At 59.8% G+C, this 13,246-nt stretch carries 10 protein-coding genes and 2 pseudogenes; all 12 read left to right on the top strand.

The window, feature by feature from the left end:
• Positions 1 to 43: 43 nt before the first annotated feature.
• The gene (mnmA, locus tag JFV26_RS29105; RefSeq protein WP_201197122.1) at positions 44 to 1,189 is read left to right on the top strand and encodes a tRNA 2-thiouridine(34) synthase MnmA; all 1,146 of its coding nucleotides are present in this window, start codon (positions 44 to 46) and stop codon (positions 1,187 to 1,189) included.
• Positions 1,186 to 1,809 carry a high frequency lysogenization protein HflD gene (gene hflD, locus JFV26_RS29100; RefSeq protein ID WP_201197121.1) on the top strand — a complete coding sequence of 208 codons (624 nt, stop codon included), beginning with the start codon at positions 1,186 to 1,188 and terminating at the stop codon, positions 1,807 to 1,809. The genes mnmA and hflD overlap by 4 nt, the downstream gene beginning before the upstream one ends.
• A gap of 127 nt (positions 1,810 to 1,936) precedes the next feature.
• The gene (gene purB, locus JFV26_RS29095) at positions 1,937 to 3,307 is read left to right on the top strand and encodes an adenylosuccinate lyase (protein WP_201197120.1); all 1,371 of its coding nucleotides are present in this window, start codon (positions 1,937 to 1,939) and stop codon (positions 3,305 to 3,307) included.
• An 86-nt stretch (positions 3,308 to 3,393) separates the two neighbouring features.
• Positions 3,394 to 4,562, top strand: a pseudogene (locus JFV26_RS29090) (ribosomal protein uL16 3-hydroxylase).
• Entirely contained in the window at positions 4,555 to 4,980 is a 426-nt protein-coding gene (locus tag JFV26_RS29085; protein ID WP_201197119.1) for a GNAT family N-acetyltransferase, read from the top strand. Before JFV26_RS29090 ends, JFV26_RS29085 begins: the two are co-directional and overlap by 8 nt.
• 214 nt (positions 4,981 to 5,194) lie before the next feature.
• Positions 5,195 to 5,956 carry a secretin N-terminal domain-containing protein gene (locus JFV26_RS29080; protein ID WP_201197118.1) on the top strand — a complete coding sequence of 254 codons (762 nt, stop codon included), beginning with the start codon at positions 5,195 to 5,197 and terminating at the stop codon, positions 5,954 to 5,956.
• A gap of 496 nt (positions 5,957 to 6,452) precedes the next feature.
• Complete coding sequence (aceA, locus tag JFV26_RS29075; RefSeq protein ID WP_008032724.1) at positions 6,453 to 7,778, top strand: isocitrate lyase; 1,326 nt, start codon at positions 6,453 to 6,455, stop codon at positions 7,776 to 7,778.
• A gap of 614 nt (positions 7,779 to 8,392) precedes the next feature.
• On the top strand, positions 8,393 to 8,806 hold the full coding sequence (locus JFV26_RS29070) for an NADH-quinone oxidoreductase subunit A (RefSeq protein ID WP_003223812.1): 414 nt from the start codon (positions 8,393 to 8,395) through the stop codon (positions 8,804 to 8,806).
• A gap of 10 nt (positions 8,807 to 8,816) precedes the next feature.
• Positions 8,817 to 9,491 (top strand): NuoB/complex I 20 kDa subunit family protein, encoded by a 675-nt coding sequence (locus tag JFV26_RS29065; RefSeq protein WP_150766759.1) that lies wholly within the window; start codon positions 8,817 to 8,819, stop codon positions 9,489 to 9,491.
• A 72-nt stretch (positions 9,492 to 9,563) separates the two neighbouring features.
• On the top strand, positions 9,564 to 11,348 hold the full coding sequence (gene nuoC, locus JFV26_RS29060) for an NADH-quinone oxidoreductase subunit C/D (protein ID WP_201197117.1): 1,785 nt from the start codon (positions 9,564 to 9,566) through the stop codon (positions 11,346 to 11,348).
• Positions 11,349 to 11,350: 2 nt separating this feature from the next.
• A complete protein-coding gene (gene nuoE / locus JFV26_RS29055; protein WP_201197116.1) occupies positions 11,351 to 11,848 on the top strand; it encodes an NADH-quinone oxidoreductase subunit NuoE in 498 nt (165 codons plus the stop codon).
• Positions 11,845 to 13,199, top strand: a pseudogene (nuoF, locus tag JFV26_RS29050) (NADH-quinone oxidoreductase subunit NuoF). The gene nuoE and the pseudogene nuoF overlap by 4 nt, the downstream one beginning before the upstream one ends.
• Positions 13,200 to 13,246: the final 47 nt, after the last annotated feature.

Genomic DNA, 13,246 nt, shown 5'->3' with positions numbered 1-13,246 from the left:
CTGTTAGAATCGCGTCCTTTTTCAAGACACTCATTGAATCCCTATGCGTGATCCAGCCCCTTCTGACACACAAAAGAAGCGCGTCATTGTCGGCATGTCCGGCGGCGTGGACTCTTCCGTTTCCGCTCTCCTGCTGATCGAGCAGGGTTATGAGGTGGAAGGCCTGTTCATGAAGAACTGGGAAGAAGACGATGGAACGGAATACTGCACCGCCATGGACGACCTGGCGGATGCGCAGGCTGTGTGCGACAAGATTGGCATCAAGCTGCACACCGCCAACTTCGCCGCCGAGTACTGGGACAACGTGTTCGAACACTTCCTGGCCGAATACAAGGCCGGGCGCACGCCGAACCCGGACATCCTGTGTAACCGCGAGATCAAGTTCAAGGCGTTCCTCGACTACGCCATGGTGCTCGGCGCCGACCTGATCGCCACCGGCCACTATGTGCGCCGCCGCGACATCGATGGCCGCACCGAGCTGCTCAAGGGCCTGGACCCGAACAAGGACCAGAGCTACTTCCTGCACGCCGTGGGCGCAGAACAGATCGCCAAGACCCTGTTCCCGGTCGGCGAGCTGGAGAAACCCGAAGTCCGCGCGATTGCCGAGAAACACGAACTGGCCACCGCGAAGAAAAAGGACTCCACCGGGATTTGCTTTATCGGCGAACGCCGCTTCAGCGACTTCCTCAAACAGTACCTGCCGGCGCAGCCAGGCGAGATCAAGACCACCGAAGGTGAAGTCATCGGCCGCCACCACGGCTTGATGTACCACACCATCGGTCAGCGCCAGGGCCTGGGCATCGGTGGCTTGAAAGACGCCAGTGACGAGCCGTGGTATGTGCTGATCAAGGACCTGGTCAACAACGAGCTGATCGTTGGCCAAGGCAATGACCACCCGTACCTGTTCTCCCGCGCCCTGCTCGCCTCGGACATTTACTGGGTCAACCCGATTGATCTGAACGAGCCACGCCGGTTGACCGCCAAGGTCCGTTATCGCCAAAGCGACCAGCCTTGCACGCTGGAAAAGACCGCCACCGGCTACCGCGCGATCTTCGATGACCCGCAACGCGCGGTCACCCCAGGCCAATCCGTGGTGTTCTATGACGGGGAAATCTGCCTCGGCGGCGGCGTGATCGAAATTGCCGAACCATGGATCAGCAAAGGCACTCCTCAAGGCGCACAGCAATGAGCCCGACTCAGGAGCAATTGACGGCACTGGGCGGCGTGTTTCTCGCCGCCGTGCTGGTGGACAAGATTGCCAAGAGCGGCCAGACCAGCGAAGCCGGACTGACGTGCATGCTCGGCAGCCTGCTGATTCGCGACCCCAAGGACACCCTGGAAGTCTACGGCGGCGACGACATCAATCTGCGTGAAGGTTATCGCGCGTTGATCGGCGCCCTGGAACGCGACCCGAGCACCCTACAGCGTGAACCACTGCGTTATGCCCTGGCGATGCTGGGTCTTGAGCGTCAATTGGCCAAGCGTGGCGACATGCTCGAGGTGATCGGCAAGCGCCTGCCACAGATTCAATCCCAGGTTGAGCACTTCGGCCCGGCCCACGAAAACGTGATCGCGGCCTGCGGTGCGCTGTATCAGGATACCCTGAGCACCCTGCGCCAACGGATCCAGGTCCACGGCGACATGCGTAATTTGCAGCAACCGAGCAATGCCTCGAAGATCCGCGCGCTGTTGCTCGCCGGGATTCGTTCGGCGCGGCTGTGGCGACAGTTGGGCGGCCATCGCTGGCAGCTGGTGATCAGCCGTCGCAAGTTGCTCAAAGAGCTTTACCCGCTGATGCGCAGCAGCTGAGCCGCGCCCGCAACACCGCTTTGTAGTCAGTAACGCGTAGTACGCCGGTCAGTTGGCAACGGACCGGCGGAATTTTTCATGTATGATACGCGCCCCATTTCGTTGCCCGACTGTCCGAGAACACCCCATGCAGCTCTCTTCGCTCACTGCGGTTTCCCCTGTTGACGGCCGCTACGCCGGCAAAACCCAGGCCCTGCGCCCAATTTTCAGCGAATACGGCCTGATCCGTGCTCGCGTTCTGGTTGAAGTGCGCTGGCTCCAGCGCCTGGCCGCCCATCCAGGCATCAGCGAAGTGCCGGCGTTCTCCGCCGAAGCCAACGCGGTGCTGAACACCCTGGCGGACAATTTCGCTCTGGAGCACGCCGAGCGTGTCAAAGAGATCGAGCGCACCACCAACCACGACGTCAAAGCCATCGAATACTTGCTCAAAGAGCAAGCGGCCAAGCTGCCGGAACTGGCCAAGGTCAGCGAGTTCATCCACTTTGCCTGCACCAGCGAGGACATCAACAACCTGTCCCACGCCCTGATGCTGCGCGAAGGCCGTGATGACGTGATGCTGCCGCTGATGCGTCAAACCAGCGAGGCCATCCGCGAACTGGCGATCCGTTTCGCTGACGTGCCAATGCTGTCGCGCACCCACGGTCAACCGGCTTCGCCGACCACCCTGGGCAAAGAGCTGGCGAACGTGGTTTACCGTCTGGAGCGTCAAATCGCTCAAGTCGCTGCCGTTCCGCTGCTGGGCAAGATCAACGGCGCTGTCGGCAACTACAACGCACACATCTCCGCCTACCCGGAAATCGACTGGGAAGAAAACGCCCGCGCTTTCATCGAAGACGAACTGGGCCTGGGCTTCAACCCGTACACCACGCAGATCGAACCGCACGACTACATTGCCGAGCTGTTCGACGCGATCGCCCGCTTCAACACCATCCTGATCGACTTCGACCGCGACATCTGGGGCTACATCTCCCTGGGTTATTTCAAGCAGCGCACCATCGCTGGCGAAATCGGTTCGTCGACCATGCCGCACAAGGTCAACCCGATCGACTTCGAAAACTCCGAAGGCAACCTGGGTATCGCCAACGCACTGTTCCAGCACCTGGCGAGCAAGTTGCCAATCTCCCGCTGGCAGCGCGACCTGACCGACTCCACCGTCCTGCGCAACCTCGGTGTCGGCTTCGCCCACAGCGTGATCGCGTACGAAGCCAGCCTCAAAGGCATCAGCAAACTGGAGCTCAACGCTCAGAAGATCGCTGCCGACCTGGACGCTTGCTGGGAAGTATTGGCCGAGCCAATCCAGACCGTGATGCGCCGCTACAACATCGAAAACCCGTACGAGAAGTTGAAAGAGTTGACTCGCGGCAAGGGCATCGGCCCTGAAGCGCTGCAAACTTTCATCGACGGCCTGGACATGCCAGCCGCTGCCAAGGCCGAGCTGAAATTGCTGACCCCGGCGAACTACATCGGCAACGCTTGCGAGCAAGCCAAACGCATCTGATCGACCGCTTGACAATTTTGAGACGCCCGGCAGCGCCGGGCGTTTTTATTCCCGTCTGAAAAGTGCATTTTTTCAATAGGTTACACATGAATCCTGATATTCCTCTTCAACTTCTGGGTGGCATCACGGCGCGCGAATTCCTGCGTGACTACTGGCAGAAAAAACCGCTGCTGATCCGCCAGGCGATCCCTGATTTCGAAAGCCCGATCGATCCCGACGAACTGGCCGGCCTGGCGCTTGAAGAAGAAGTTGAATCGCGCCTGGTGATCGAGCACGGCGAGCGTCCCTGGGAGTTGCGCCGCGGCCCGTTCGCCGAAGACGAATTCAGCAAGCTGCCGGAAACCGAGTGGACCCTGCTGGTTCAAGCGGTCGACCAGTTCGTGCCGGAAGTCGGCGAGTTGCTGGAGCGGTTCCGCTTCCTGCCGAGCTGGCGCGTCGACGACGTGATGATCAGCTTCGCCGCCCGGGTGGCAGCGTCGGCCCGCACTTCGACAACTACGATGTGTTCCTGCTGCAAGGTCACGGCAAGCGCAACTGGAAAATCGGCCAGATGTGCGATTCCGAGAGCAAGCTGCTGCCACACGCGGACCTGCGCATCCTCGCCGACTTCGAAGCCACCGATGAGTGGGTCCTGGAGCCGGGTGACATGCTTTACCTGCCGCCACGCCTGGCCCATTGCGGCGTCGCGATTGATGACTGCATGACCTACTCGGTCGGCTTCCGCGCCCCGAGCGCCTCTGAAGTGCTGACTCACTTCACCGACTTCCTCAGCCAGTTCCTGACGGACGAAGAGCGCTACACCGATGCCGACGCCCTGCCGGCGGTCGATCCGCACCAGATTCAGCACGACGCACTTGATCGCCTGAAAGCTTTGCTGGCCGAGCACATGAGCGACGAGCGCCTGCTGCTGACCTGGTTCGGCCAGTACATGACTGAGCCGCGCTACCCGGAACTGGTGGTCGGCCCGGAGGAAATCGAAGAAGAAGACTTCCTCGCGAGCCTGGAACAAGGCGCCGTGCTGATCCGCAACCCAAGCGCGCGCATGGCCTGGTCCGAAGTCGATGACGACCTGCTGCTGTTCGCCAGCGGCCAGAGCCGCTACCTGCCGGGCAAACTGCGCGAACTGCTGAAGTTGATCTGCGCCGCCGACGCCCTGCACACCGACAACCTCGGTGACTGGCTGAACGACGAAGACGGTCGCGGCCTGCTGTGCGAACTGGTCAAACAAGGCAGCCTGGGGTTTGCTGATGAATAAAATCCACGTTCGTGTCGCAGACTGGCAGAAGGATATCGCCGAGATACGGCGCATTCGTGAGACGGTGTTCATCGCCGAGCAATCCGTTCCGCCAGAACTGGAATGGGATGCCGATGACGCGACAGCGGTGCATTTCCTCGCTTTCGAAGGCGACTTTCCGATTGGCACCGCCCGCCTGCTGCCCGATGGTCACATCGGCCGGGTCTCGGTGCTCAAGGACTGGCGCGGCTTGAAAGTCGGCGATGCGCTGATGCAAGCGGTGATCGGCGAGGCCGAGAAGCGCGGGCTGAAGCAGCAAATGCTGAGTGCGCAAGTGCAGGCCACGCCGTTCTATGAGCGCCTGGGCTTCAGCCTGGTCAGTGAGGAGTTCCTGGAAGCCGGAATTCCGCATGTGGACATGGTGCGGCATTCGGCTTGATACCGAGTCGCGGCCTTCGCGGGCAAGCTCGCTCCCACAAGGATTACGCTGAACCTGTGGGAGCGAGCCTGCTCGCGATAGCGGCTTCATGAACACCCCAAAACGCCCCGCCATCAACCGATGCCGGGGCGTTTTGCTGTCTACGATTCAACTTGCCCCACCCCGGGCCGACAAACTGGCAATATCAAGCCTTTAGAAAGCGGAGATAACGGACATGTCCCTACGCACCCTGCTCACCACGCTGCTGTTGACCTGCAGTTTTTCGGTCACCGCCGCTACCGAGATCGTGCCCCTGAGCTACCGCACCAGCGCCGACATGCTACCGGTGGCGCAGAATTTTATCGGCAAGGACGGCCAGGTCAGCGCCTATGGCAATCAACTGATTGTCAACGCCGAACAACGCAAGATCGACGAACTCAAGACCCTGATCAGTCACCTTGATGTGGCCGCCAAACGCCTGTTGATCACCGTCGACACCAACGAAAACAACTTCCAGGGCGACCAGGGTTATTCGGTGAACGGCGCGGCGCCAAGCCAGACGCGGATCATCAATCGCAGCACCGACAGCCGTGACGGCGGCATCCAACAGGTCCAGGCCAGCGAAGGTACGCCGGCACTGATCCAGGTCGGCCAGAGCGTGCCGCTGACCAGCACGCAAACCGACACCTACGGTCGCGTGCAAAGCCAGACCCAGTATCGCAACGTCACCCAGGGGTTCTACGTCACCGCCAGCGTCACCGGTGACATCGTTCACCTGGCGATCAGTACCAACCGTGACCGCATGAGCCAGGAACGTCCCGATGTAGTGAATGTGCAAAGTACCGACACAACTGTCACGGGACGGCTGGGCGAGTGGATCACCCTGGCCGGCGTGAATCGCCAGACTCAGGCCGACAAACAGGGCATAACCCGCAGCTACTCTACTCAGGGCCGCGATGACATGACCTTGCGGGTGAAAGTCGACACGCTGGACTAAAGCACCAAAAACTGACTGATTAGTCGTATTAGACTAAAGATGTAGTGCCTTAAAAAAAGCACTACAAAATGTTTGACGAGCCAAAAAAGCAAAGGCATGATGGCCTCGCTCCCGCTAATCAGGGGCCCTGGCAAGGGCCTTCGAGGCGACGCTCGCATCTACCCCGCGAGCCGCTTCGTGTCTGTACCGCCCACAAGGTGTGTTTGACGAGGTTGCCGACTGGAACGAAGTTGTCCCGAGGGACGGAAGCGTAATTAGGTAACCCGGCACCACACTGAAGTTCGTATAGAGGCCCACGACGCCCGAATGCGCTCGCCAGTTCGCCCTTACCTGCTCACTTCCCCTCGAGCCCATCGTTCATCCCGTCGCCATCCCCGCCGAATCCGACTTGAGCGCCTAAGCTTCTGGTCAGCGAGCAGCCTTTTACGCCCCTTTACGCGTAGTCGGCAGGAGCAGGAATTTTCCACCCCAGACCTATGCGACGAGGTTTATCTCCATGGCACTGACACGCGAACAGCAAATTGCAGCCCTTGAAAAAGATTGGGCTGAAAACCCACGCTGGAAAGGCGTGACACGCGCTTACTCCGCTGCTGACGTCGTCCGTCTGCGTGGCTCGGTTCAGCCTGAGCACACCTTTGCAAAACTGGGCGCCGAGAAGCTCTGGAACCTGGTGACCCAGGGTGCCAAGCCGTCCTTCCGTCCTGAGAAAGATTTCGTCAACTGCATGGGCGCCCTGACTGGCGGCCAGGCTGTACAACAAGTTAAAGCCGGTATCCAGGCGATCTACCTGTCAGGCTGGCAAGTGGCTGCGGACAACAACTCCGCCGAATCGATGTACCCGGACCAGTCGCTGTACCCGGTGGACTCGGTTCCAACCGTGGTCAAGCGCATCAACAACTCGTTCCGTCGTGCTGACCAGATCCAGTGGAAAGCCGGCAAAGGCCCGGGCGACGAAGGTTACATCGACTACTTCGCACCCATCGTGGCTGACGCTGAAGCCGGTTTCGGCGGCGTACTGAACGCTTACGAGCTGATGAAGAGCATGATCGAAGCAGGCGCCGCCGGCGTTCACTTCGAAGACCAACTGGCTTCCGTGAAAAAATGTGGCCACATGGGCGGCAAGGTACTGGTTCCTACCCAGGAAGCCGTACAGAAGCTGACCGCTGCTCGCCTGGCTGCTGACGTTGCCGGTACACCGACCATCATTCTGGCCCGTACCGACGCTAACGCTGCTGACCTGCTGACGTCGGACTGCGACCCGTACGATCAGCCGTTCGTGACTGGCGAACGTACCCAGGAAGGCTTCTACAAAGTGCGCGCCGGTCTCGACCAGGCCATCGCTCGCGGCCTGGCCTACGCGCCGTACGCCGACCTGATCTGGTGCGAAACCGCCAAGCCGGACCTGGACGAAGCTCGTCGCTTCGCCGAAGCGATCAAAAAGGAATACCCGGACCAACTCCTGTCGTACAACTGCTCGCCTTCCTTCAACTGGAAGAAAAACCTGGACGACGCGACCATCGCCAAGTTCCAGCGCGAACTGTCCGCCATGGGCTACAAGCACCAGTTCATCACCCTGGCCGGCATTCACAACATGTGGCACAGCATGTTCAACCTGGCGCACGACTACGCCCGCAACGACATGACTGCCTACGTGAAGCTGCAAGAGCAAGAGTTCGCTGACGCCGCCAAGGGTTACACCTTCGTGGCTCACCAGCAGGAAGTGGGCACCGGCTACTTCGACGACATGACCACCGTGATCCAGGGTGGCTCGTCTTCGGTGACCGCGCTGACCGGTTCGACTGAAGAAGAACAGTTTCACTGATACTGAGTAAACGGCCGTTGCGGACCGAGTAAAAGCTAACCGCAACGCCGCACATCTGACGCCCCGACTTGTTCGGGGCGTTTTTTTGCCTGGAATTCGACCTCGACACAATTCTGTAGGAGCAAGGCTTGCCCGCGATGGATGCGCCGCGGTGAATCAGGAATACCGCGTCATCGTTCTTCGCGGGCAAGCCTTGCTCCTACAAAAGCGGCGGCACATTGATCCAGCGCACCGTCGCTATCAGAAAAGTCCGGTAAAACGAGCCCCACTGCTACTTGCAGTAACAGCTATATAAGACAACTTCCCGGCCGCTCACCCGTTAAACAGTTTAAAAACCACCACAAACAATATTGATTATCATTTAGCTGCAACTATATTCGTTACATCCCCCACAAAACATAATTGGTGAAATGCCCCCTAATGCCCGAACCGCATGGGCTGCAGGCCTTCGGAGGTGCGCTATGTCCTGATTCCTATAAATAATTTCGCTATAGGAATTTTACTTGCCGGGTGTTTAGCCATAAAATCACCGCGATTGATTGCTGCGACATATCGTCACTGCTTTGTTTCTTTTCAAGCTCAGAGACCTTTGCTCTCTGTTAAGGATTACCAGCATGCCCGAAGCGACAGGACTCATGGCCCACAACTGGGGCTTTGCCATTTTCCTTCTGGGCGTCGTCGGCCTCTGCGCCTTCATGCTCGGCGTCTCCAGCCTCCTCGGGTCAAAAGCCTGGGGCCGCAGCAAAAACGAACCGTTCGAGTCCGGCATGCTACCTACAGGTGGCGCCCGCTTGCGGCTCTCAGCCAAATTCTATCTGGTCGCGATGCTCTTCGTGATCTTCGATATCGAAGCCCTCTTTCTCTTTGCCTGGTCTGTGTCCGTCCGCGAAAGCGGCTGGACCGGATTCGTCGAAGCTCTCGTTTTCATAGCAATTCTGTTGGCAGGTCTTGTCTACCTGTTCCGAGTGGGCGCCCTTGACTGGGCTCCGGAAGCTCGTCGCAAGCGGCAGGCGAAGCTGAAACAATGAGGCTTTGGCAATGCAATACAATCTCACCAGGATCGACCCCGATGCTCCTAACGAGCAGTATCCGATTGGCGAGCGGGAAACCGTTTCCGATCCGTTAGAAGATCAAGTTCACAAAAACATCTTCATGGGCAAGCTCGAAGACGTGCTTAACGGCACGATCAACTGGGGGCGCAAGAACTCCCTGTGGCCGTATAACTTCGGTCTTTCGTGCTGCTACGTGGAAATGACCACCGCCTTCACGGCGCCCCACGACATCGCGCGCTTTGGCGCCGAGGTTATCCGGGCATCGCCGCGTCAGGCGGATTTCATGGTTATCGCCGGTACCTGCTTCATCAAGATGGCGCCGATCATTCAGCGTCTCTACGAGCAAATGCTCGAACCTAAATGGGTTATATCCATGGGTTCGTGCGCCAACTCCGGTGGCATGTACGACATCTACTCCGTCGTTCAAGGGGTGGACAAGTTCCTGCCCGTGGACGTCTACGTGCCTGGCTGCCCGCCCCGCCCTGAAGCTTTTCTGCAAGGCTTGATGCTGTTGCAAGAGTCGATTGGACAGGAGCGTCGTCCGCTTTCCTGGGTCGTCGGCGATCAAGGCGTATACCGCGCCGAGATGCCTTCGCAAAAGGATGCGCGCCGCGAACAGCGAATCGCAGTCACCAACCTGCGCAGCCCCGACGAAGTCTGATCCAGCTCTGCTTCTTTTATAGAACGAGACACTGGCTTCATTCTTTACGTTGACCGAAAGCGATAAATAACCATGACTACAGGCAGTGCTCTGTACATCCCGCCTTATAAGGCAGACGACCAGGATGTGGTCGTCGAACTGAACAACCGTTTTGGCCCCGAGGCGTTCACCGCCCAGCCTACCCGCACCGGCATGCCGGTGCTTTGGGTTGCCCGTGCCAAACTCGTCGAAGTCCTGAGCTTCCTGCGCAACCTGCCCAAGCCGTATGTCATGCTCTATGACCTGCACGGCGTGGACGAGCGTCTGCGCACCAAGCGTCAAGGGCTGCCAAGCGGCGCCGACTTCACTGTGTTCTATCACTTGATGTCGCTCGAACGTAATAGTGACGTAATGATCAAGGTCGCCTTGTCCGAGAGCGACCTCAGCCTGCCGACCGTCACCAGCATCTGGCCGAACGCCAACTGGTACGAGCGTGAAGTCTGGGACATGTACGGGATCGACTTCAAAGGTCACCCGCACCTGACCCGCATCATGATGCCGCCGACCTGGGAAGGTCACCCGCTGCGCAAGGACTTCCCGGCCCGTGCCACCGAGTTCGACCCGTTCAGCCTGACCCTGGCCAAGCAACAGCTTGAGGAAGAAGCCGCGCGCTTCAAGCCTGAAGACTGGGGCATGAAGCGTTCCGGGGCGAACGAGGACTACATGTTCCTCAACCTCGGCCCTAACCACCCTTCCGCGCACGGTGCGTTCCGCATCATCCTGCAGCTGGACGGTGAAGAGATCGTCGACTGCGTGCCGGACGTTGGCTACCACCACCGTGGTGCCGAGAAGATGGCCGAGCGTCAGTCCTGGCACAGCTTCATCCCGTACACCGACCGTATCGACTACCTCGGCGGTGTGATGAACAACCTGCCGTACGTGCTCTCGGTCGAGAAGCTGGCCGGCATCAAGGTGCCCGAAAAAGTCGATGTCATCCGCATCATGATGGCCGAGTTCTTCCGGATCACCAGCCACCTGCTGTTCCTGGGGACCTACATCCAGGACGTCGGCGCGATGACCCCGGTGTTCTTCACCTTCACCGACCGCCAGAAGGCATACACGGTGATCGAAGCCATCACCGGTTTCCGCCTGCACCCGGCCTGGTACCGCATCGGTGGCGTCGCGCACGACCTGCCACGCGGCTGGGAAAAACTGGTGAAAGACTTCGTCGAGTGGATGCCAAAGCGTCTGGACGAATACCAGAAAGCCGCGCTGGACAACAGCATCCTCAAAGGCCGGACCATCGGCGTTGCCGCCTACAACACCAAGGAAGCCCTGGAATGGGGCGTCACCGGTGCTGGCCTGCGTTCGACCGGTTGCGACTTCGACTTGCGTAAAGCGCGTCCGTACTCCGGCTACGAGAACTTCGAATTCGAAGTGCCGCTGGCGGCCAATGGCGATGCCTACGACCGTTGCATCGTGCGCGTCGAAGAAATGCGCCAGAGCCTGAAGATCATCGAGCAGTGCATGCGCAACATGCCGGAAGGCCCGTACAAGGCGGATCACCCGCTGACTACACCGCCGCCCAAAGAACGCACGCTGCAACACATCGAGACCCTGATCACGCACTTCCTGCAAGTTTCGTGGGGCCCGGTCATGCCGGCCAACGAATCCTTCCAGATGATCGAAGCGACCAAGGGCATCAACAGTTATTACCTGACGAGCGATGGCGGCACCATGAGCTACCGCACCCGGATTCGTACCCCAAGCTTCCCGCACTTGCAGCAGATCCCTTCGGTGATCAAAGGCAGCATGGTCGCGGACTTGATCGCGTACCTGGGTAGTATCGATTTCGTTATGGCCGACGTGGACCGCTAAGCATGAATAACACGCTTATCCAGACAGACCGTTTCGCCCTGAGCGAAACCGAGCGCTCGGCCATCGAGCACGAGCTGCATCACTACGAAGACCCGCGCGCGGCGTCGATCGAAGCCCTGAAGATCGTCCAGAAGGAACGTGGCTGGGTGCCTGACGGCGCGCTCTACGCCATCGGCGAAATGCTCGGCATCCCGGCCAGCGACGTTGAAGGGGTGGCGACGTTCTACAGCCAGATCTTCCGTCAGCCGGTCGGCCGCCACATCATTCGCGTCTGCGACAGCATGGTCTGCTACATCGGCGGCCACGAGTCCGTGGTCGGCGAAATCCAGAGCAAGCTCGGCATCGGCCTGGGTCAGACCACCGACGACGGTCGTTTCACCCTGCTGCCGGTTTGCTGCCTCGGCAACTGCGACAAGGCACCGGCGTTGATGATCGACGACGACACATTCGGTGACGTGCAGCCTGCTGGCGTCGCCAAATTGCTCGAGGGCTACGTATGACCCTGACTTCCTTCGGTCCTGCCAACCGCATCAAGCGTGTCGCAGAGACTCATCCGCTGACCTGGCGTCTGCGTGACGACGGCGAGGCTGTGTGGCTCGACGAGTACCAGGCCAAGAACGGTTACGCCGCTGCGCGCAAAGCCTTCGCCGACATGGCCACGGACGATATCGTCCAGACCGTGAAAGACGCCGGCCTCAAAGGTCGCGGCGGTGCAGGCTTCCCCACGGGCGTGAAGTGGGGCCTGATGCCCAAGGACGAATCCATCAACATCCGCTACCTGCTGTGCAACGCGGATGAAATGGAGCCGAATACCTGGAAAGACCGCATGCTGATGGAGCAACTTCCCCATCTGCTGATCGAAGGCATGCTGATCAGTGCTCGCGCGCTGAAAACCTACCGTGGCTATATCTTCCTGCGTGGCGAATACACCACCGCCGCCAAGCACCTGAACCGTGCCGTGGAAGAAGCCAAGGCAGCGGGCCTGCTGGGCAAGAACATCCTGGGCAGCGGCTTCGATTTCGAGCTGTTCGTCCACACCGGCGCCGGGCGTTACATCTGCGGTGAAGAAACCGCACTGATCAACTCCCTCGAAGGCCGCCGCGCCAGCCCGCGCTCCAAGCCACCCTTCCCTGCCGCCGTTGGCGTGTGGGGCAAGCCGACTTGCGTGAACAACGTTGAAACCCTGTGCAACGTGCCGGCGATCATTGCCGACGGCGTGGACTGGTACAAATCGTTGGCTCGCGCGGGCAGCGAAGACATGGGCACCAAGCTCATGGGCTTCTCCGGCAAGGTCAAGAACCGGGCCTGTGGGAACTGCCATTCGGCGTGACCGGTCGCGAGTTGTTCGAAGACTACGCCGGCGGTATGCGCGACGGCTTCAAGCTCAAGTGCTGGCAGCCTGGCGGCGCCGGTACCGGTTTCCTGTTGCCGGAACACCTGGACGCACAAATGTACGCCGGCGGCATCGCCAAGGTGGGCACCCGGATGGGTACCGGCCTGGCCATGGCGGTGGACGACAGCGTCAGCATGGTATCCCTGCTGCGCAACATGGAAGAGTTCTTCTCCCGCGAGTCGTGTGGCTTCTGCACCCCGTGCCGTGACGGTTTGCCGTGGAGCGTCAAGCTTCTGCGTGCGATCGAGAACGGTGAAGGGCAAGCCGGCGATATCGAGACCCTGCTGGGTCTGGTCGGTTTCCTCGGCCCTGGCAAGACCTTCTGTGCTCACGCACCGGGCGCCGTGGAGCCACTGGGCAGCGCAATCAAATACTTCCGTCCAGAGTTCGAAGCCGGCATCGCGCCTACCAGCGCCGCCGTCCCGCCCCTGGCAAGGCCGATCGTAGTCGGCGCGTAAACGCTTAAAAAGGCGAAGGGTCCGTGCCCTTCGCCTTCTCGTGTGAT

It is taken from the genome of Pseudomonas sp. TH31 (genome assembly GCF_016650815.1).
GTDB lineage: Bacteria > Pseudomonadota > Gammaproteobacteria > Pseudomonadales > Pseudomonadaceae > Aquipseudomonas.
Note: the sequence above shows the minus strand (reverse complement) of the source record. Positions and strands in the feature narration are given on the sequence as shown.

What these genes read in the sequence shown, in the direction of transcription:
- nuoE (WP_201197116.1), top strand. Translation starts at nt 11,351, where the DNA reads ATGAATAACACGCTTATCCAGACAGACCGTTTCGCCCTGAGCGAAACC.
- JFV26_RS29085 (WP_201197119.1), top strand. Translation starts at nt 4,555, where the DNA reads ATGAATAAAATCCACGTTCGTGTCGCAGACTGGCAGAAGGATATCGCC.
- nuoC (WP_201197117.1), top strand. Translation starts at nt 9,564, where the DNA reads ATGACTACAGGCAGTGCTCTGTACATCCCGCCTTATAAGGCAGACGAC.
- mnmA (WP_201197122.1), top strand. Translation starts at nt 44, where the DNA reads ATGCGTGATCCAGCCCCTTCTGACACACAAAAGAAGCGCGTCATTGTC.
- hflD (WP_201197121.1), top strand. Translation starts at nt 1,186, where the DNA reads ATGAGCCCGACTCAGGAGCAATTGACGGCACTGGGCGGCGTGTTTCTC.
- JFV26_RS29070 (WP_003223812.1), top strand. Translation starts at nt 8,393, where the DNA reads ATGCCCGAAGCGACAGGACTCATGGCCCACAACTGGGGCTTTGCCATT.
- JFV26_RS29080 (WP_201197118.1), top strand. Translation starts at nt 5,195, where the DNA reads ATGTCCCTACGCACCCTGCTCACCACGCTGCTGTTGACCTGCAGTTTT.
- JFV26_RS29065 (WP_150766759.1), top strand. Translation starts at nt 8,817, where the DNA reads ATGCAATACAATCTCACCAGGATCGACCCCGATGCTCCTAACGAGCAG.
- purB (WP_201197120.1), top strand. Translation starts at nt 1,937, where the DNA reads ATGCAGCTCTCTTCGCTCACTGCGGTTTCCCCTGTTGACGGCCGCTAC.
- aceA (WP_008032724.1), top strand. Translation starts at nt 6,453, where the DNA reads ATGGCACTGACACGCGAACAGCAAATTGCAGCCCTTGAAAAAGATTGG.